The following is a 20,355-nucleotide window of genomic DNA, read 5'->3' as shown; positions in this document are numbered from 1 at the left end:
CGCCAGGACCATACGGTGAAGCCAATGGCCCTGCCCGCTCACGCGCGGAGCACACTCGGGCCCACGATCAACGCTGTGCCATGAAGCGTCTTTTGACATGCCCCACCAGGGGCGACAGTAAAAAGACGATGGCCAAGGCCATGAAGATTCCGGCTATGGGCCGCGTGAAGAAGATCGTCCAGTCCCCTTCGTTGGCGATGAGGGCACTGCGCAAATTTATCTCGGCGATCGGCGTCAAGATGAACCCGATGACGAAGGGCGCAATGGGCAAGCGCAGCCCTCGGAAGACCAGCCCCACGAGGCCGAAGGCGAGCATCACCCAGACGTCGAAAAGCCGATTGTTGACGGCGTAGGTGCCGATGATGCAGCACACCAGCAGCGTCGGAACCAGAATCGACTTCGGCACCGTCATCATCCTCGCCAGCCAGCGCAACGTCGCCAGCATGAAGACCACCATGACGATGTTGGCCAACAGCAGGGATGACATGAATCCGTAGACGATGTCGGGATTGGACTGAAACAACAGCGGTCCCGGCCGGATATCGTGAACCGTCAGGGCGGCAATCAGGATGACATCGATAATCGATCCCGGAATGCCCATGGTGATCATGGGAATGATGGCACCGCCGATGGTGGCGTTGTTGGCGGCCTCGGACGCCAACAGCCCCTCCTCGCTGCCAGTACCAAACCGTTCCGGCGTCTTGGACAATGAGCGTGCGCTGGCATAAGCCATGATGGATCCGACGGAGCCGCCCACGCCCGGAAGGATGCCGACCCAGGTGCCGATCAGCGATGACCGAAGCAGATTCCATTTCTGGCTGATGAAATCCCCCACCCGCGCGGAGACGGCCCCCGGCGACAGGCTGATGATCTCGGCGGGTTTCTGGGGGCGGGCATCGCTGATGAGCTGCGATACGGCGAAGATGCCAATCAAAACGGCCAGCAGTTCGAAGCCACCGGTCATCTGGTCAAAACCGAAAGTCAGCCGTGTCTGCGCCGTGACCTGATCCAGCCCAGGTAGCGCCGCCGCCATGCCCAATGCTCCCGCCAGCAGACCGCGGACCATGGAGCCGGCACTGAGCGTGGCGATCAACGCCATGGCGGACAGCACCAGGGCGAAATATTCCGGGGGGCCAAAGCGCAGTGCGAATGCCGCCAATGGCGGGGACAGCAGGACGAGCGCCAGCCAGGAGACCAGGCCACCGAAGAACGAGGCAACGATCCCCAATTGCAACGCGCGCACGGCCTGCCCCTGGCGGGCCATCGGCATGGCGTCGAGCGTCGTCATCATGTTGGAGGGTGAACCGGGAATATTGAGCAGGGTCGCCGAAACGAGCCCGCCGGCGATCGAACCAACGTACTGGCCGATGAGCAGGGCGATGGCCGTGAGCGGGTTCCAGCCGAAGGTGAGCGGCAGGCTCAGTGCCACCAACATCCCGCCATTGAGCCCCGGTATGGCACCGAAAACGACACCGAGCACCGTCCCCAATATCAGCAGCCCCAGAATACCCGGCGTCAGCATCGTCCCCAGCGAGGAAAGCAGTTCTGCGGTCATTGGATGATCACCATGAATAATTGCGTGAACACGATCCAGACGAGTGCCGTGGTCGCGACCGATACGCTGGCCGCGGTGACCAGTGCTTTCTTGCCGAGTCCTTCCAGCAGCAGAATCGTGGCGAAAATGAAGATCGCCACGGAGGGATAGAAGGGCACCCACTGATGGCCGATATTGGCGAGCAGCACTACCAGCATCCCCACCAGCACGCACGGCTTCCATCCGCCGGACCGGTGTTGCGACGCGTCCACCTCCCGTTGTGTCGATTCCGTTTCATCGCGAGCGGTAGCGCGGCGCGAGGCGACGAGAATTTCCAGGAGAAACAACGCCGCCAACAGGGCCACCGTGGCCCCCAGCCACTTGGGCAGCAGCCCCGCGCCGAACCCGGTATCCATGAAAGAGGGCGGAATCGCATCGCCCTCATGCCAGATGACGAGCCCGCCGATGACGAGCGCGATTGCGGCGATCGCTTCGGACCGCCGCTGCAGCGTGGACGCGGACATTACTGGTTCAAACCCTTGGCAATGGCTTGCATGGTCTGCCAGCGTTCATCCAGAGCCTGCTGCAGAGCCTCGCCGCGCGCGAACGCCGGTTCGATGGAGCGGTCGAGCATGCGCTGCCGGAAGCCCTCGTCGCCAATGACCGTTTCGAGCGCATCGGCGAGTGTGTCGATCCGCGCCTCGGGCGTGTCCTTGGGCGCGTACCAGACGTAATGAATGCCGATGTCCATCGGATAGCCCTGCTCGCCGGAGGTCTGCACGTCCGGCAAATCCTTGTGACGCTGCGGGCCGAAGGTGGCGAGGACACGTATGTTGTCGGCCGCGATCTGATCCTTGGCTTCGGAGACGACGAAGGTACCGACGTCGATGGTGCCCGTGAGAAGTGCCTTCATGGAGGGGCCGCCACCTCCAGTGGGCACGAAGGTCACTTCCGGATCGTCGATGGGCTCGAGAATGCGCATGAAGGCGAAATGGTTGGCAGCCCCGGGGCTAACGCCCAGCTTGGGCTTCTCGCCCCCCGGCGCAGCGGCATCGTAGAAGTCCTGAAGATCATGCATCGGGCTGTCGTCGGGAACCGCGATGATCTGCCGTTCCAGGCCGAGCTGAGCGATCGGAGTCAGGCTGTCCGGCCCCATGGTGTTCACGCCCATCGCAGACGACGTCAATAACGCTTCGTGGGTCGAGGCCAGGGTATAGCCATCCGGTCGACTACGCGCAACTTCCTGGGCGCCGATTGCGGTACCGCCACCGGTGATGTTGGCGATCGCGACGCCCTGCCCCAGTTCCTCGGAAAGCGGCTCGGACACCAGCCGCGTGGTGATGTCCGTCGACCCCCCGGCACCGTGCGGCACAATGACCTTGATAGGATGATCAGGGTAGTCCTGGGCAATCGCCGGCGGAACGGCAAGAGCGGACAGTAGTGCGAATGTGATACTGGCAGTGAGTTTCATACTGGCTCCTTTCTTGTGGATGCGTAGCGGCTTTCGACACGCGCCACCGCGTTCATCGATGGCCGGTGGCAGCGAGAGTGAGTCCTAGCCCCGGCACTTCCCGTGCCTGAGACGTCGCCTTCTCGAAACAGGCTGGTGGGTTGGTGATACTTTCGAACAGCGGTGTTTCCCGCCACTGAATCTCGAGACGTTCCTGTCCTCCGAGGACGGTCGCGGCATGCACGCTGGCCTGATGGGAGATGGGTCCCGAGGGATTGTGCGGTGAAACGGCAACACCGAAACACGCGGCCTTTTCAGCGATTTCCAGCATCATCCGATAACCGCCACAGTGCTTGATATCCGGCATGATGACGTCGTAACAGCCGCCCGCCACGAAGGGCCGGAACGCCTCCCACCCGCAGAAATTCTCCAACCCGGCGAGACGCATTCCCGCGGCGTTGGCCTGGTCACGGATGCGTGCAAGGTGTTCGATGGCTTCACTGGCTTCCGGCAAAGGGCACTCCAGCCAACGCACCCCCAGCTCCGCCAGGGCATCCACCAGGCGTGCCGCGGTACGCGGCGAGAATCGCCAATGACAGTCGACCTGCAGTTCCGTCCCGGGGGAAACGGCTCCGGCAACGGTCGCAACACGCTCGAGTCCTGCCGCGATCAGGCGCTGCCCGGCTTCGCTCTCGGCCAGCTCGGGCGTCAGGTCATCGAACGGCGCCAGTTTCACGGCCCGGAACCCTTCTCGCTCCGCCTGAACGGCGTTCGCGGCGAAGTCCTCGGCCTTGCGACTCACGGTCTTGCGATTGATGTTGGCGTACAGCGCGATCGGCCTGGCCTCGGCGCCGGCGCCCAGCAGTTGAAAACAGGGCCGGCCGGCATGCTGGCCACGCAGATCCGTCAACGCCTGTTCGAGCGCTGAGAAGACCGTCGCATCCGCCATGCCGCCCCGGGTCAGAGCGCCCAGCGCCGTCAGCATGTCCTGATTCAGCGTTTTTCCCACGAGCGCATCACCAGCACGCCTCAACCGCCGATCCATATCGGGCGGCGCGGCATCGAACGTGGCTTCGCCGACCCCCACAAGGCCCGCCTGACTGGCAATCGTGACGTGACGCCACAACGTGCGTGCACTGACCCGGACCTTGGCGATCCGCACTTCGGTGATGGTGTCATCGCGTGTCATTCATGGGCTCCCGGCACTCCGCGAAGAGGAAGATGAAAAAATGATAAACCTTTATCATTCGACGAGGCAGGACGGGTCAATTCGACGAAAGTGGCAAACAAGAGTTGTGATATGCTCTGGCGGCCCAGGCTCCGACGACACGAACATTGGTGGTGAGATGCAAAAGCGCAAGCCCCGTATCGACGATGTGGCCAAGGCCGCCGGTGTGTCCTTCATCACGGCGTGGCGTGCCCTGAATACGCCCGAGGTGGTACGCGACAGCACGATCGAACGTGTCAAGCAGGCCGCCGAGGATATCGGTTATGTCGCCAACACCGTGGCGCGCAGCCTGGTGTCGAGCCGCTCGGATGTCATCGGCGTTATAGTCCCCACCTTAGAGGACTCCATCTATTCCGATACCGTGCAGGGGGTCTCCGACGAACTCGTCGCCTCAGGGCGCGACCTGCTCGTGGGCTTGTCGAACTACGATCCGATCAGAGAAGAGGAACTGGTTCGCGCCTTCCTGGGACGTCAGGTCGACGGCTTCATCCTCCCCGGGCCGATCACCAACCCGAGGACACGCGATTTGTTGGTGAGAAACCACATTCCCGTGGTGGAAACCTGGGACCTGCCCTCGGATCCGCTCGACATGGTGGTCGGTTTCTCGAACCATGCCATGGCGAAAGCCGCAACCGAGTTCCTGATCACGCGGGAAAGAAAGCGTATCCTGTTCCTGTCCCCGGTGGACCGTCCACGCGCCGAGCAACGCCGTGCCGGCTTCATCGAGACCTTGGCCGCGCACCACTTGCCGCACGCGGACGCTGCCGTGCAGATCGGCACCACGATGGATGCCGGCCGCCAAGTCATGCCGCACCTGATGAAGCGCGATCCGCTTCCAGACGCGCTCTTCTTCAATGGCGACTCGATGGCATTGGGGGCCTTGACGTGGTGCCTTGAACAGGGCATCGATGTTCCCGGTCGACTCGCAATCATGGGACTCCATGACACGCCAATTGCGCGGCACATTCGCCCGGCATTGACCAGTATCCACGTGCCACGTTACGAACTCGGCAAGCAATCGGCGATTGCGCTCATGGCGCGCTTGGACGACCCGGGTTTCACCATACGACAGGACCTCGGCTTCGAGATCGTCGAGCGCGGCACGACGTGAAAGGCGGAGCTGATAATCGGCTAGGCTTCTGCCCATCGTCAGTCGGTTTTTTAGGCAGAGCTTAGCCCGGGCTTTTAAGGGCTACAAAAAGCATCTTTCGGTAACCAAGACTGACATTTAACACAGCTTCTCTATTGACTTTAACTTATGTAAATAAATTTTTTTATAAACAAGCACTTACTAATCATCGGCATGTCTGTATTCGCCGACAGCCCTTCCCTTTTATCATTCCTTTCAGCCTAACCTCGCCTGCCACTCGCTTGCTTATCGTTTCGTTCGCTGGGTAGCATCGCGCCCCGCTCGAGCCCGATAAAAGAAAGGCCCCCCTCGGCAACAAGGATGCCGGTACGCAGTGTCTCACCGGGGGTGCCACCGACTGCGGGTCAAGCATGGCTTCACAGGCAACGGAGCTGCCAGAAGCGTTTACGGCTTACTGGAGACATTGCATGAGTAGCACCTTAACCATCGATAAAGACGTCACGGCCCAACAACTCGAAGCGCAGATCGACGACGCCCCGAAAGGCGCCACACTGGTCTTCGATGCGGACGATTATGAGTTCGACGAAGCCATTACAATCGCGCGTTCCGACGTATCACTGGTCGGAGCCGGCTCAGACAAGACCACGCTGACTTTTACCGATGAGGCACTAGACGATGGCGACGAGAAGTTTGCGCTTCGTCTGGACGGCAGCGAGACCGATACCGTTGGTACACTGACTTCGAGCGTCGACGAGGGCGAGCGGGAAATTCGCCTGGATGACGATCACGATCTCGAGTCGGGAGATACCTTGCGTCTCTGGCAGGATAACGACTCACAGTTCTTCGATGACATCGGGGATACTTCCTGGCGTGAGAAAAACGCGCCTCTACGCACCAGCATGGCACAGGTAGAAAAAGTCGACGGCGACGAAGTGACCCTCGATCGCGGCGTGCATTTCGACTTTGCAGGCGGCGAGACCCAGGTCGAGCGTATCGACGCTCTGGAGGAGGTGAGCCTGGAAGGCTTCTCTGTCGGCTTTGAATTGGGCAGCCCGGAAAATGACGTCTTCGAAAATACACTGAGCGAGCTCGAAGACTATACCGCCGTCTCGCTCGAGGGCACAGTAGCTAGCCAGCTTGACGACGTTCAGGTGCTTGATGGTCCTTCGATAGCCTTTCACTTTGCCGAGACGCTGGACACAGATGCCGAGGCCATCGAAGCCCATGGCACCTTCAACAAAGGCAGCGGCGGGAGCGGCTATGCGTATGAATTACGCGAAAGCTACGACGGAAGCTACACCGACCTGGCCGACAGCGGTATGCGTCACGGCCTGCTATTCGCGTCCTGGCGCTCGTCGGTAGGCAACGAGGTCGAGGTCAGTTCCACCGATCGCGATATCAATTTTCACGGCGGGCGCGATCATGACAATACCGTGCATGTCGAACAGTCAGTACGCGGGGCCGATAATATGTCGCCCTCGCTATGGTTCAATGAAGGTGGAGTCAGTTGGGGAGCGATCACCGATGTCGAGGACAATCAGGTCACGTTCGACTATGTACTCGGCTCACGTCGTGACGATGAACTGCAAGGCAGCGACCAAGGCGTATTCTTCAACGGTCATCTAGGCAGCGATACGCTCATTGGAGGCAAGGGCGACGATATCCTCCAGGGCGGCCCGAGTGACGACTGGGGCGATGATCGACTCGATGGCGGGAGCGGCGACGATACGGCGTTATTCGCTCAAGAATACGATGCCTATGACATCGCTTTCGACGGCGACCAGACTGTCGTCGAGGAAGGTGGTAGTAAAACCACGTTGATGGATATCGAGACAGCCATCTTCGCCGATGGCACTGAACTCGACATTGACAGTGGTGAGACCTCCTCAGGTAGTAGTAACGAAGCGCCTTCCGTCGAAGCGATTCTTGGCAAGGCCGATTCGGACGAGAGTGACGAGGCCACATCTAGCCGGGAAACTATCGACAGTGAAACAACCGACGAGGACAGCAGTAACGTCGACGCCCCCGAACTGAGTATCGATAGTGAAATACACAGCGCCTGGCACGGTGGCTATACGACAGAGGTTCTCGTTGAAAACACATCGGATACCACGGTAAGCGACCCTGCGCTTTACTTCGATCTCCCGGACGACTTGGATAAACTCTGGAACGGCCAGGTTAGTGCCGTCGACGACGGCTACCAGGTGACCTCCGATGAGTCACTGGCACCCGGCGAGGTTTGGCGCTTCGGTTTCAAGGCCGAAAATGATAGCGATGCCGCATTGTCCACCGGCGAATCGGCACCCCTCATCGGGCTGGAAACGACACTAGCGGACCTTTCGATCCTTTAAACGCTGCCACTCCGAGCGAAGCCCCAGGGCTTCGCTCGTTTTGTCCCCTCTTAGTTCATGATTGGACACCGCTCAGACCTGCGGATCAAACAACCGGACTTTGCGGATATCGACCTTATCCCAGCCCCGCCCGGTCATGCTCGGTTTCCAGCCAGGCTCCCAATGCCAAGCGATCGGTGAACGCAAGATGCGCGTTGGAGCCGATCATCCTGCCAGCCTCGTCAAGAATCGCCCCGCCACTGATGAAGTGACCATCTGCGGCGAGTCGGCGCACACCCTTCAGGTGTGGCTCGCGATTGGTCAGGCGCCGCTCGAGCGCGTCCTCGTTAGTATAGTCGTAAGCCACCACGGCGTGTTGCTTCATTATCTCGTCTCCATCCTTGCAACAGAAATGTGCCCAACAGCGCGCTTTCGCTGCGCTTCTCGCGTCATCATGCCCCAACTCGCGCTATAGTTGATGCGTTTGCTTCATGGGCTGCTTGATTAGAGGAATGTATGGCGGATCTGTTGTGGTACCAATACGCGCTGATCGGTTCGATCTTCGCCTGGAGCGGCTTCGTGCGGAGCAGCCTGGGGTTCGGCGGCGCGGTACTCGCCCTGCCCTTCCTGTTACTCGTCGTCGACGAGCCGCTGACCTTTCTGCCGATCATCGCCATCCATCTGCTGATATTCTCGAGCTGGATCGCCTGGCAGGGGCATCGCCAGGTACGGGCCACCAGTAGGTCGACATCGCCCGAAAGCAACATCGATTGGCGTTACCTTTTCAAGGCGCTGAAGATCATGATCGTGCCCAAGCTGATCGGTGTGGTGGGCCTGCTGACGTTGCCGGGCAATATCATGACCACGGTGATATTCGTGATCGTCATCGTCTACGGAGCGAGCTATGCGCTCAACAAGCCGTTTCGCAGCCAGAGCAAGACCCTGGACTGCGTGTTGCTGGCCCTGGGCGGCTATGTCAGCGGCACCTCGCTGATCGGCGCGCCGCTGATCGTCTCGGTGTTCGCCAGCCACGTGGCCAAGCATCAACTGCGCGATACGCTGTTCGTGCTGTGGTTCATCCTGGTGGTGATCAAGATGGTGTCGTTCGTGATCGCCGGCGTGGATCTGCAACTGATCCACCAGCTGTGGCTGCTGCCCTGTGCACTGGTCGGCCATCTGCTCGGCGACCGCGTTCACCGCTACATGCTCTCGGCCGATGCCTCGGTGTTCTTCCGCGTGCTGGGGGTGGTGCTGATTCTGGTCAGCGTGGTGGGACTGATCACCGGAACCGGGTGACGGCCGACGCGCGGCGGCGCCCGCTCAGGGCGAGTCGTACAGCACGGCATCGCGGCGCAGGCGCATGATCGTGACCACGTTGGTGACGAAGATCAGCGTCTCGGCCAGGGTGCCGCCGATCGAGCCGGCCAGCAGGTTGCTGACGATCCAGCAGAAGGCGGCGACGGCCAGCATCGCGCGCATGGCGATGCCGCGCAGCATGAACATGCCGTAGGTGCCAACCAGCCCCGCCGTCAGGGCGGGAATGTCGCGCGGCCCGCTCCAGGTCAACGCGGCGATCGCCAGGGTGGCGAGCAACATCAGCGTCATGATGGCCGGGGCGCCCGGATAACGGCGCACCAGGGCAATACGCAACACGATCAACGCCGAGATACCGGCCGCCACCCAGCTCTGGAACAGGGCGAACTGGGCGGCGAAGGCGACATTGGCGAACAGCAGCAGCACGAACAGCCGGTCGTCTCGCTTGCTGGCGAAGGCAACGATACACAGCGCCAGGGCGGCAAGGCTGACGCCCTGGCCCAGCATCCATCTCAGGCTTGGCTCTTCCATGCCGGCTCCGCGTAGCGAGGTGGGCGATGATCGAACGGCCCGACAGGATAGCATGCGGGCCCCACCTGCTCAGCGGGGATGCCGACCGCCATAGCGCCGTGAGGCACGCCGCTTGACCGTCGTGACCGGGCTAGCCCGCATCGTTCCAGTAAAGGCGCCCCGGGTTGTCGACCAGCAGGCGCTGTTGGAGCTCGTCGGTCACGGCGATCCTCGGGATCACCTCCACCAGTTCGCCGTCGTCGGGCATGTGGCTCTTCATGTTGGGGTGCGGCCAGTCGGTGCCCCACAGCACGCGCCTGGGAAACGCCTCGACGAGCGCGCGGGCGAAGGGCACCACGTCGGCGTAGTCCGGCCCCTGGCGGGTCAGCCGCTCGGGGCAGCTGACCTTGGTCCAGAGGTTGTCGTGCTCGCCGAGCAGCGCCATGAACGCCTGGAAATCGGGGTGATCGACGCCCCTGGCGACATCGGGGCGGCCCATGTGGTCGATGACCACGATGGTGTCCAGGCGCCGCAGCAACGGCTCGAGTTCCTCGAGGTCGGCGGCCTCGAAATACACCACCACATGCCAGCCCAACGGCTTGATCTTGTCGACGATATGCAGGCAGTCATCCCAGGAGGTGTTGTCGACCAGCCGCTTGACGAAGTTGAAACGCACCGCCCGGACCCCCGCGGCGTGCATCGCCTCGAGCTCGTCCGTGCCGATCCGCGGATCGACCACCGCCACCCCGCGCGCCCGGTCCCCGGCAGCGGCCAGCGCATCGAGCAGCGCCCGGTTGTCGGTACCATGGCAGGAGGCCTGGACGATGACATTGCGCGCAAAACCGAGATGGTCGCGCAGGGCGAACAGCTCGTCCTTGCCGGCGTCGCAGGGCGTGTACTTGCGGGCGGGCGAGAACGGGAACTCGGCCGCGGGGCCGAAGACGTGACAATGGGCGTCAACCGCCCCGGCCGGCGGCCGGAAGGCCGGTTTCCTGGGATGGGCGTGAAACGCCAGGTAATCGGTATCCATCATGATTCCAACGCCCCGTGCCGATGGGCCACGCCCCTCAAGGTCTGCGTACGGTTCACGCCGAGCTCCCGAACGAGCCGGGAATCGGCCCCTTCGAGAGTCTGCACGATTGCGTTCATGTTTCCTTCCCCAATGAGGTCTTGTCGAGTGCGCCTTCGTCCATCCCCGGCGATGGCGTCAGCGAGGATGTCACGGTCCGGCGGGACAGGTGGATTCTCGCCAGCAGCATGATCAGGGCGGCCAGCCCCGCGCCGCGGATCGCCAGGGTCAGCGGATCGAAGTCCGTGGCCGGGACCGGCCAGGCCACCGCGATCGAGGCGGCGACCAACAGCAGCCGCTCCACCCTGGCAAGCGGCCGCGACAGCCAGCCGGCGAAGGCGATGGTGATGCCGACCACGGCGGGGAACGACAGGACGATGGCGACGCCGATGTCCAGCGGCTCGCCGATCATCAGAAGCCCCGGCATGTTGACGAACAGGAAAGGCACCAGCAGCTTGACGAAACCCAGCCGCATGGATTCCACGGCGGTGGCGTTGGCCGGCGATCCGGCGATGCTCGCGGCCGCGTAGGCGGCCAGCGCCACCGGCGGGGTGATCGCCGACACCAGGCCGAAGTAGAAGATGAACATGTGCGCGGCGATCGGCTGCATGCCCAGTTGGGTCAGCGCCGGCGCGACCAGCACGGCCAGCAGCAGGTAGGCCGCCGAGGTCGGCAGCCCCATGCCCAGCACGAACGACGCCACGGCCGTCAGCAGCAGCACCGCCCAGAGGCTCGCCCCGCCCACCTCGACGATCAGCCCCGAGACCATCAGCCCCATGCCGGTGAGGTTGAGCACCCCGATGACCGTGCCGGCGGCGGCCACGGCGGCGACGATCGGCAATGTGGCCAGCAGGGTGTCCTTGCACACCTCGACCAGGTCGACCGGGCCGATCCGGGTCAGCTTCTGCCAGGGGCTGATCAACAGGCCGACGACGATCGACAGCACCGCCGCCTGGGTCGGCGACCTGCCCATCACCATCAGCGCGATGAGACAGATCAGCGGCAGCAGCAGGTAGCCGCGCTTGCGCAGCGTCTCGCCCAGAAAGCGCAGACCGCCCGAAGTGTCCCGCGCCAGGTTCAGCCGCCCGGCCTCCAGATACACGGCGGTCATCAGCGCCGCCACATAGAGCAGCGCGGGGATCAGCGCCGCCAGCGCGATGGTGCCGTAGGGCACGCCGATGATCTCGGCCATCAGGAAGGCCGCGGCGCCCATCACCGGCGGCATGATCTGCCCCGCCGACGAGGCGGCGGCCTCGATGGCGGCGGCCAGCGTCGGGCTGTAGCCGACCCGCTTCATCAGCGGAATCGTGAAGGTGCCGGTGGTGACCACATTGGCCACCGCGCTGCCGTTGAGCGAGCCCAGCAAGGTGCTCGACAGCGCCGCCGACAGCCCCGGACCGCCCTGCACCCGGCCGGTCAGCCCGCGGGCGATGTCGACGAACACCTCGCCGGTGCCGATCTTGGTCAGCAGCGCCCCGAACAGCGCGAACAGGAAGATGTATTCGGCGGCCACCCCCATCGGCACGCCGTAGAAGCCTTCGGTCGACAGCAACAGCGTCGAGGTCAGCCGCGACAGGTCGTAGCCGCCGTGTCCGTACTTGCCGGGAATCAGATAGCCGAAATAGGCATAGCCCAGCGCCGCGGCGATCAGTACCACCAGCGCCCAGCCCACGTACAGCCGCACCAGCATCACCACCACCAGCATCAGGCCGACGAACAGGTAGCGATCCAGCGCAGTGGACATCGCCCCGCGCATGATGATGTCCATGTAGGTCTGCCACAGGTAGGGACCGGGGATCAGCGCGATGACCACCAGGGCGTAGCAGAGCAGCTTCAGGACGATCGGCCGTGCGCGCAGCCCGGCGTACAGCAGGCCGGCCGCCGCCACCGCCGAGAAGAACAGCGAGCGCAGGATCAGCGCGGTGATGCCGCCGTAATAGGCGCCGTAGACGACCAGTATCGTGACGGCCACGGCCAGCAGGGCGAACAGCAGTGAGATCACCACCCGCTCCCCCTGCCGGGATTCGCCGTCCTCCAGCAGCAGTTTATCGATGAATTGCATGATTACGCCTCGATCACGTCGTGATCATTGCTGGGCTTCTTCGAAGTAGCGCTTGGCGCCCGGGTGCAGGTCGACCGGCGTGTCCTCGGCGGTATCCAGGGAGATCTTCCTGGCCTGCGGGTGCACCTCGCCCAACTCGTCGAGATGACTGAACAGCGTCCTGGTCACGCCATGGATGGTGTCCTCGGCGACATCCTCGGCGGTGAACAGAATCGCCGGATCGTTGATGGCGGTGACCGGCTCGTCCTGGTCGGCGTAGGTGCCCGCGGGGATGTCATACAGCTGGTAGTAGGGGTACTTATCGAGCATCGCCTGGACCTGCGCCGCCTCGACGGGCAACAGGCGCATGTCGCGTTGCGAGCTCAGGTCGATCAGTGCCGCGGTCGGGGCGCCGGCCAGCACGGCCGTGGCATCGATCTGCTCGTCCATCAGCGCGCCAACCCCTTCGGTGTACGACAGGAACTGCGGTTCGATGGAATCGAAGACGCCGTACGCCTCGAGGATACGCTTGGCGAGGACCGCCGAGTTGCTGCCGGGAGGCCCCAGGCTGACACGCTTGCCCGCCAGCTCGGCGATGCCCGCGATATCGGTGTCGGCGGTGGTCGCGAGTTGCAGCACGGCGGGATACAGGTAGGCGATGCCCTGGACCGCCTGCGGGTCACCGTCGAACGGCCCCTCGCCGTGGGCGGCCTCGTAGAGCGTGGACGAGGAGGAGAGCCCCAGGGCCATCTGCCCGGCCGCGACTCGCCGCACGTTCTCGATCGAGGCGCCGGTCACCTCCGCCCGGGCCGTGGTGTCCTGCATATGCTTGTTCAGGGTATCCGCCATCCCGGCGCCGATCACGTAGAACAGCCCCCCGGTACCTCCGGTACCGATGGAGAGACGCTCGTCGGCGCTGGCAGTACCACTGGCCAGTATCAGGCCTGCCGTCAGCGCGGCGATGGATTTCCAGACTTTCATGATGCACTCCTCTCGATTGACGTGCTCGCGACTGGCTTGGCTCGCGGTTGTTGTACTCGACCGTCCTGGCCGGACGGGCATCACTCTCAGCGGGACGCCAGGTCGCGAAAACTGGCGAAGCTGGCGTTGACCAGCGCATCGATGGCCGCATCACGGTCGTGACCGTCGACCTCGCCGCCCGACAACCGGGTGATGCGTTCGGGATTGATCAGCGCGTAGTACAGCGAGCCGAGCAGGAACTGGCTGCACCACAAAAGCCCTTCCTTGCTGGCCCCGGGCACGCAGTCGGCGATGGCGCGCATGAAGGCATGGCTGGTTTCATCGAAGGAATCGGCGATGATCGCACTTGCATCCTTGTTGCCTTCCGCCGACAGCACCGCCCGCATGCGCGTGAATTCGGCGCCGCCTCCGACGCTGTTTTCCGACATGGAGAAGGCCGGAAGGACGTAGGCCCGCAGCACGAACCTGAGCCGCTCCTCGTCGTCGTGTATGCGCACCGCCTCATCGAGCAATTCCCGCCGCCGCTGGTTCATGGGCGCCGTGTGACGCATGTAGATCTCGCGAAGCAGGCTCGCCTTGGAGCCGAAGTGGTAGGTCAGGCTGCCCACATTGGCATCCGCCTCCTTGGCGATGGCACGCATCGAAACGGCGTGGTAGCCGCTTTGCGAGAAGAGCCGCTGCGCCGAAGCGAGAAGCCTTTCCTTGACTGATGGGGTCGCTACTGTGGTCACCGGGCGCGCCTCATGTTCGACTGTATTAACTTCTTGTACATGTGTACAAGAGCGCTTCTGGCAATGCAATTTTCAGGGTCTAGACATTGGTCGCAGTTCCACCTCCTGTGGTAGGCCGCCCCACGGAAGGCCGCCCCGCGGAAGGCCGATCGGGAGGGGCTGGGAAAACGAGAGACAAGGCAACGCCACCGAGCGGCGTCGCAAGAAGAAGATCAGGCCGATGGGCACCCCGACTCAGGGAAACGACTGACCCGTCACCACGCCCGTCAGCCTTTGGTCGCCGTCGCGTTCGCACGAGACTCGCAGGGTATAAGCTCGGCGGACCGGCGAGCGGCACTTCGAGCGGCAAGCGTTGGCAGCGCAAATGGCCGTTGGCCGCCAGGCCACGTAGGATTGCGCTACGCCTCGACGAGAAACCGACATGCACGTGCGCCGTTATTCCGTGTTGCTGAGTCTGGCCCTGAGCGTGACATGGCTCTGGCCGGCTACCGGCCCTGCCCTGGCCAGCGCCGAAACCCAGATGGCCGAAGTCGCCGAGCACAAGGCCGAGATACTCGAGCAGAAAGCCTCGGCCGAGCCCAGCGAGGCGCCACCGGCGCCCGTCCAGGCGTTGACGCCAACCGGCGTGCAGGCCGTCGACCCGCAGGGCGACGCGCCACTCGACGACCCCATCACCTGCCTGTCGCGAACCATCTACTGGGAGGCCCGGGGTGCCGGCGACGGCGAGATGGAAGCCGTCGCCAACGTGGTTATGAATCGCCTCGGCCACCCGGAATTTCCCAACACGGTCTGCGAGGTCGTCCGCCAGGGTTCCGAGCAGGGCAATTGCCAGTTCTCCTGGTGGTGCGACGGTCGTTCGGACAGCGCGCACGAGGACGAGGCCTACGCCGGGTCCAAGGAGATCGCGCGCCGCGCGCTCAACGGGACGCTCGCCGACAGTACCGACGGGGCCCTGTACTTCCATCACAAGCAGGTCGCGCCCAGTTGGTCGAACCACTACATCAAGACCGCCGAGACCACCGAGTTCGACTTCTATCGCCCGGATGACAGCTAGCCCGGGCCAGTTCGCCGCCTACCCGCCGGCGCGGCATGGCGGTGGCCATGCACGCGCGACTTCCCGATAGTCTCGAGCGCTCCATGCCTGGCGATGACGGGCAAACTGGTTGACAATGTCCCCTATCAACCACATAGTTGATATTGTCAACCAAACGGACGGCAACATGCTTCCCCAGTCACTCAGCGACTCCCTGCATCGCTTCACGCATGCCTACCGGGCCGGGCTGCGCACCGCCGCCCGCGAGGCCGACATTCCCGTCGCCGTCACTCACATCCGGGTGATGAAAGCCATCTGCCATCGGCCGCAGAGCACGGCGCACTCGATCGCCAAGCGGATGAGTCGCGACAAGGCACAGATCGCCCGGGTTCTCAACGAACTGCTCGATGCCGAGCTGATCGTGAAGACCCCGAACCCCGAGGACCGCCGCAGCCACTGGCTGACTCCCACTCCGGCCGGCGAGCGGCTCATGATGCAGATTCGCGAACTCGAGCGTCAGACCGCCGAGCGCATGACGGCGGGCTTGAGCGAGGCCGATATCGCTCGATTCCTGCAACTGATCAATCACATGTCCGACAACATGGCGCCCGACATGGCGCATCACGAACCACAACGAGGGCCCCACGCATGAGTCGCTCCGCCCCCCGCGAATTCACCGTCACCGGACGCCGTTTCGTCACCCCGCACATGCTGCGCATCACCCTCGGCGGCGAGGGCATGGCCGACTTTCCGGCCGACCAGGAAAGCGCCTACATCAAGCTCGTCTTCCCGCGCGGCGAGGAGGAGCGCCCGCTGATGCGCACCTACACGGTACGCCACCAGCGCCCCGACGAAATCGACGTGGACTTCGTCATCCATGAAAGCGCAGGCCCGGCTTCGCGCTGGGCGCTCGCGGCCGAGCCTGGCGAGCGCATCCTCATCGGCGGCCCCGGACCCAGGAAGCTGATCCATGACGAGGCCGACTGGTTCCTGCTGATCGGCGACATGACCGCCCTGCCGGCGATCAGCGTGAACCTGGCGATGCTGCCCGCCGACGCGCAGGGGCACGCGCTCATCGAGGTCCTCGACGAAGCCGACATCCAGCCGCTCGAGCACCCCGCGGGCCTGAACCTGCACTGGCTGGTCAACCCGACCCCCGATCCCGAGGGAGACGCCCTGCTCGAGCGGTTGCGCGGGCTGTCGATGCCCGCCGGGCAACCCGCGGTGTGGGGTGCCTGCGAGTTCGCCAGCATGCGCAAGCTGCGCAGCCACCTGAAGCAGACGTACACGCTGAACAAGCAGCAGCTCTACCTGTCGAGCTACTGGAAGATGGGTAACAGCGAAGACCAGCACAAGCTTGCCAAGTCGCAGGATGCCGCGGAGCACAGCACTGCCTGAGGCCGGCTGACAAAAAAGCCACGTTGCAAGCGTTCCAGGAGCGCTTTCAACGTGGCCGTGGCTCAGCGAATCGTGTCCGCCGGATCAGGCGTCCTTGTCCTTCTCCTCGCCTTTTTCGTCCTCGCCCTCCGGCTTGGCCGAGCCCTGGTGGCTCAGCGGCGTGGCCCGGTCTAGGCGCGGGTGGTTGTCGAGGAACTCGCGGTGCGGGTCGTCGAGGGCATCCAGCGCCTGGATGGTGTAGGTCAGCGCATGGATCGCCGCCAGCACGTCCTGGGTGTTGCCGGTCTCGGAGATGGTGTGCATGTTGCGGATCGGGAAGCCGATCGAGGTCGCGGCGCAATCCACCGCGGCCAGCACGCCGGCCATGGCGTCGGTGCCGGTGTCAGCGCCGACCATGTCGCGCTGCATCGGAATGTCGTGCTGTCTGGCGGTGCTCTCGATGATCCGGTTGAGCTGCTCGCTGGCGATCGCGCCCACCGCCATGGTGAAGCCCTTGCCCATTTCCAGCGGCTGCATGCGCCGGTCGCCGATACCGGGTGCCGCCACGTAGTCGTGATTGACGTCGACGCCGATCAGCACGTCCGGCTCGAGCTCCCCGGCCAGCACCCGGCTGCCGAAGCGGCCAATCTCCTCGTAGCTGGCAATGGCGAACAGCACGCGCACCTGCCGGGTGCCGCCCGCCTCGGCGATCAGCCGCGCGACCTCGCTGGTGACGAAACACCCCAGACCGTTGTCCAGGTAAGCGCCGTAGAAGGTATCCGGGCTGAAGCCCGGCCGGATGGGGCGATCCATGATGATCGAGTCGCCGGGGCGCACGCCCAGGTTCAAGACCTGCTGCTTCTTGTTCTCGCCGTGGATCTGCAGATCCAGGTAGATCTGCTCCTTCTTGATGCCCCGGTCGCCGGAGCGCACCGCCGGATCGGCGAAATGGATGGCGCCCAGCGCTTCCACCGTGCCGCCCTGGATCACCCGATAGCTGCCGGGATTGTCGGGGTCTTCGCTGAACAGCTTGACCTCGTGGCCGATCAGCACCGTGGGCAGGAAGGAGTCGCTATTGATCCAGATCTTGCCGTCATCGCCGATCGAGCGCACCTGCATGCGAATCTTGTCGGCGTGACCGATCAGCATCACCTTGAACATGTCGTCGCGGCCGGGATGGGTATCCAGCACCACGCCGGCGTGGCCCTGGTACTGATGAAGCTGCCAATCGCTCGGCGCGAACGACTCGAACTGCGGCTTGAGCACGCCGTAAGTCATCGCGCCTTCCAGGCCGACCGGGCTGGGCGCGTCGAGAATCTCGCGCATCAGCTCGAACTGCTGCTCCGGCATGGGCTGGTTCCAGGGGTGGTTGGTCTCGCTCATTGAGGCTCTCTCTTGCGAATTCATGGGGTATATGAGGCCAGTCTGGCAGATTTCATGCCGCTAACCGAGGCGAAACGCTACTATCCTCTGTATGGCCCCGCCGCAAGCGCCGACCTGGGCGACTTGCAAGCCCAGCCCGCCCATGATCCAGAGATAACCATGACGCTTGCCCCGTGCATTGGTTCACTGCCACCCATGATCTGGACGCCGAGTGCAACTTCGAAGAGACGACGTAACGGTTTTCAGGGGAATTGTGGCGCTACCCAGAATCTGGTCAAAGATAGGTGTCATCAAACGTGCACCGCCAGCACTCAAATGGCTTGAATCGGCGAAAAACATAGTGGAATCATTGCCAAAGAAACAATAATAATCATCGCAAAGCAACTTGTCGGGTGCAATAAAATGCTCACCCAGACTTCGTGTTAAAAAGGTGACAACATCGCCAAATTCCTTGTCGAAGTCGATACGTGAAACCTTGAGCTCTCCCAAGATGGTCTCGACATCAGCGCCCTTGAGCATCAGCTCACGACTAAGCGTCGATGCAAGATCGGTGCCCGGTATCTGTATAGGTCCTATCAGGAATACTTCCTTGCCCGCCTCCTCCATTTGCTTGACTAGATTCAGAATGGAACTCGCCACCTGCAGCCTGAATGGATCATCTATCTTATTACCCGTCTCATCCACCCAGAAGTCCGCGTACCAGGTCATGGCAAATATTACCGTCTTGATTTGTTCGTCGTCACGATAGGAAGCATAGTTTTTTCTTGCCAGGCCAAGGCATTCGACTGAAATGTTCAAATCGATAGTTGGCAGGCAGTCATTAAGCGGTATCAGAATTCCTTTTTCCTGTCTTTCTCGCAACACAGCAGACAACGCCGGCGCATACATTTGTGCATGCGAATTCCCGATCAACGCAACACTGTAATTGCTCTCCACTTCATCATTGAGAAAGCAGGCGCGTGAGCCTCCATAGGTAACATAAGAATTGAGCGGGCAGCGGTAGTTGCTCTGCGTGGCGCTTGCAATCATATTGACGAGTTCCGGATGACGCCACCGAAACCCCTGCGAAGTCAAGATCCCTGTGACTAACAGCGCCATTGCCATCACACTCGACGATATCGATACAAGGACAATCTTGGGTGTCAGTTGTCGACGAAAGGGTACCTCGACGAATCGATAACTCGCCCATGCCAGGGCAACAGTCGTCAACAGCCCCAGCACAAGCAACGGTAGCGATGGCGGCGCTATCGTAAAATATTTGATAAAGACCAGCACCGGCCAATGCCATAAATAGATCGAAAAGGACATCAGTCCGATTTTTCTTACCGAGCCACAAGTCAAGAGGCGCATTGGAAACAGTGCCGGGCAATGGCGCTGCGAGAGAAAAAGACCTAATCCAAGCGTGACCAATACCGCCACCGGCAATCCAGGAATAGGTAATAAAAACCCCACGCCCACCAAAGACAATGCTACGTAGGTATTCACCACGCCTGTCTCGCCCTTGCTCTCTCTGAAAGCGAAAGCAGCCAATACACCGGCCCCAAATTGCCAGGCCCTCGCCGGCAACAAGAAAAACGCAGGATTACTGCCGCCTATATGAACAAGGAACAAATTGGCAACAAAAGATAAAAAAGCGATCACGAAAACGACAGCAACAACGAGCCTTTTGTGCCCCCTGAATACAGACATGATCGAAACTAAAACAAATGGAAAAACCAGATAGAACTGCTCTTCCACTCCCAATGACCACATGTGCAAAAGCGGCTTCAGCGCATCGACGTCTCCAAAGTACCCTCCTGTACGCCAAAAATACATGTTAGCGGAAAAAGTCAAAGTCGCGATCAAGCTTTTCGCAAACTTGACCAAATCCGGCGGTGTCAGAACGTAATATGAAAACAACGAAGTCACCAGGAGAAATGCCAGCGTCGCTGGCAGGATACGCCTGACCCTGCGCCAATAAAACTTCTTATACGAAAATGAAGATTTTAAATCTTCCTCGATAATATAAGTCGAAATCAAGAACCCCGATATCACAAAAAACAGATCAACCCCCAAGTACCCCAGAGGAACAAGATCCGGAAAAAAGTGGAACGCCAAGACAGTAGAGACCGCTATTGCTCTTAATCCGTCCACCTCGGTGCGATATCGCAAGGCTATCACCTAACTATAATTAACTTCTGGAAACCGCTTATCCATGCACCATGGTTAACTATCAGAAAATTTTGTTAACAAATGTTATACTGCGAAGCTTTAAATAAGTCCACCTGAGAAAGCTGACAACAAA

Annotated in this window: 18 protein-coding genes; 6 read left to right on the top strand and 12 right to left on the bottom strand. The window is 61.9% G+C overall.

All coding sequences use genetic code 11. The annotated features are described in order from the left end of the window. Positions 1-67: 67 nt before the first annotated feature. From HR9077_RS17835 to HR9077_RS17820, 4 genes are read right to left on the bottom strand one after another with little or no spacing between them, the layout of a single operon-like run. On the bottom strand, positions 68-1,555 hold the full coding sequence (locus HR9077_RS17835; protein ID WP_136068646.1) for a tripartite tricarboxylate transporter permease: 1,488 nt from the start codon (positions 1,553-1,555) through the stop codon (positions 68-70). After that, on the bottom strand, positions 1,552-2,058 hold the full coding sequence (locus HR9077_RS17830; RefSeq protein WP_136068645.1) for a tripartite tricarboxylate transporter TctB family protein: 507 nt from the start codon (positions 2,056-2,058) through the stop codon (positions 1,552-1,554). The genes HR9077_RS17835 and HR9077_RS17830 overlap by 4 nt, the downstream gene beginning before the upstream one ends. Beyond that, on the bottom strand, positions 2,058-3,005 hold the full coding sequence (locus HR9077_RS17825) for a Bug family tripartite tricarboxylate transporter substrate binding protein (protein ID WP_136068644.1): 948 nt from the start codon (positions 3,003-3,005) through the stop codon (positions 2,058-2,060). The genes HR9077_RS17830 and HR9077_RS17825 overlap by 1 nt, the downstream gene beginning before the upstream one ends. Before the next feature lie 52 nt (positions 3,006-3,057). After that, positions 3,058-4,173, bottom strand: coding sequence for a mandelate racemase/muconate lactonizing enzyme family protein (locus HR9077_RS17820; RefSeq protein ID WP_136068643.1), 1,116 nt, complete (start codon positions 4,171-4,173; stop codon positions 3,058-3,060). Between the two features lie 157 nt (positions 4,174-4,330). Here HR9077_RS17820 and HR9077_RS17815 point away from each other — a divergent pair, with 157 nt between their 5' ends. After that, a complete protein-coding gene (locus tag HR9077_RS17815; RefSeq protein WP_168380992.1) occupies positions 4,331-5,323 on the top strand; it encodes a LacI family DNA-binding transcriptional regulator in 993 nt (330 codons plus the stop codon). Positions 5,324-5,769: 446 nt separating this feature from the next. Next, a complete protein-coding gene (locus HR9077_RS22355) occupies positions 5,770-7,653 on the top strand; it encodes a cellulose binding domain-containing protein (protein WP_136068641.1) in 1,884 nt (627 codons plus the stop codon). A gap of 115 nt (positions 7,654-7,768) precedes the next feature. On the opposite strand, the gene HR9077_RS17805 is transcribed toward HR9077_RS22355, so the two are convergent. Beyond that, positions 7,769-8,017 (bottom strand): YciI family protein, encoded by a 249-nt coding sequence (locus HR9077_RS17805; RefSeq protein WP_244613341.1) that lies wholly within the window; start codon positions 8,015-8,017, stop codon positions 7,769-7,771. Positions 8,018-8,148: 131 nt separating this feature from the next. Here HR9077_RS17805 and HR9077_RS17800 point away from each other — a divergent pair, with 131 nt between their 5' ends. Next, on the top strand, positions 8,149-8,928 hold the full coding sequence (locus HR9077_RS17800; protein WP_136068640.1) for a sulfite exporter TauE/SafE family protein: 780 nt from the start codon (positions 8,149-8,151) through the stop codon (positions 8,926-8,928). 24 nt (positions 8,929-8,952) lie between these two features. Here HR9077_RS17800 and HR9077_RS17795 read toward each other — a convergent pair whose 3' ends face one another. The 5 genes from HR9077_RS17795 to HR9077_RS17775 form a co-directional block, all read right to left on the bottom strand. Beyond that, on the bottom strand, positions 8,953-9,477 hold the full coding sequence (locus HR9077_RS17795; protein ID WP_136068639.1) for a YgjV family protein: 525 nt from the start codon (positions 9,475-9,477) through the stop codon (positions 8,953-8,955). Between the two features lie 130 nt (positions 9,478-9,607). Then, the gene (locus tag HR9077_RS17790) at positions 9,608-10,489 is read right to left on the bottom strand and encodes an amidohydrolase family protein (protein ID WP_210725962.1); all 882 of its coding nucleotides are present in this window, start codon (positions 10,487-10,489) and stop codon (positions 9,608-9,610) included. Between the two features lie 112 nt (positions 10,490-10,601). Continuing rightward, complete coding sequence (locus HR9077_RS17785) at positions 10,602-12,587, bottom strand: TRAP transporter permease (RefSeq protein WP_136068638.1); 1,986 nt, start codon at positions 12,585-12,587, stop codon at positions 10,602-10,604. Positions 12,588-12,611: 24 nt separating this feature from the next. After that, positions 12,612-13,547: a TAXI family TRAP transporter solute-binding subunit gene (locus HR9077_RS17780; RefSeq protein ID WP_136068637.1), complete on the bottom strand. Its 936-nt coding sequence runs from the start codon at positions 13,545-13,547 to the stop codon at positions 12,612-12,614. 86 nt (positions 13,548-13,633) lie between these two features. Next, entirely contained in the window at positions 13,634-14,278 is a 645-nt protein-coding gene (locus tag HR9077_RS17775; protein ID WP_136068636.1) for a TetR/AcrR family transcriptional regulator, read from the bottom strand. A gap of 421 nt (positions 14,279-14,699) precedes the next feature. Between HR9077_RS17775 and HR9077_RS17770 the strand changes: the two genes are divergently transcribed. From HR9077_RS17770 to HR9077_RS17760, 3 genes are all read left to right on the top strand, one after another. Then, positions 14,700-15,332: a cell wall hydrolase gene (locus HR9077_RS17770; protein WP_136068635.1), complete on the top strand. Its 633-nt coding sequence runs from the start codon at positions 14,700-14,702 to the stop codon at positions 15,330-15,332. Positions 15,333-15,498: 166 nt separating this feature from the next. Then, positions 15,499-15,963, top strand: coding sequence for a MarR family winged helix-turn-helix transcriptional regulator (locus HR9077_RS17765; RefSeq protein WP_136068634.1), 465 nt, complete (start codon positions 15,499-15,501; stop codon positions 15,961-15,963). Continuing rightward, a complete protein-coding gene (locus tag HR9077_RS17760; protein WP_136068633.1) occupies positions 15,960-16,709 on the top strand; it encodes a siderophore-interacting protein in 750 nt (249 codons plus the stop codon). The genes HR9077_RS17765 and HR9077_RS17760 overlap by 4 nt, the downstream gene beginning before the upstream one ends. Before the next feature lie 84 nt (positions 16,710-16,793). Here the strand turns inward: HR9077_RS17760 and HR9077_RS17755 are convergent, their stop codons facing one another. Both HR9077_RS17755 and HR9077_RS17750 read right to left on the bottom strand, forming a co-directional pair. Continuing rightward, positions 16,794-18,071, bottom strand: coding sequence for a M20/M25/M40 family metallo-hydrolase (locus tag HR9077_RS17755; RefSeq protein ID WP_136068632.1), 1,278 nt, complete (start codon positions 18,069-18,071; stop codon positions 16,794-16,796). A gap of 183 nt (positions 18,072-18,254) precedes the next feature. Further along, positions 18,255-20,222 carry an acyltransferase family protein gene (locus tag HR9077_RS17750; RefSeq protein ID WP_168380991.1) on the bottom strand — a complete coding sequence of 656 codons (1,968 nt, stop codon included), beginning with the start codon at positions 20,220-20,222 and terminating at the stop codon, positions 18,255-18,257. Between the last annotated feature and the right edge of the window lie 133 nt (positions 20,223-20,355).

Source organism: Modicisalibacter radicis, from assembly GCF_900961225.1.
Taxonomy (GTDB): domain Bacteria; phylum Pseudomonadota; class Gammaproteobacteria; order Pseudomonadales; family Halomonadaceae; genus Modicisalibacter.
The sequence above is the reverse complement of the archived record's forward strand: the minus strand, read 5'-3'. Positions and strand labels throughout refer to the sequence as shown.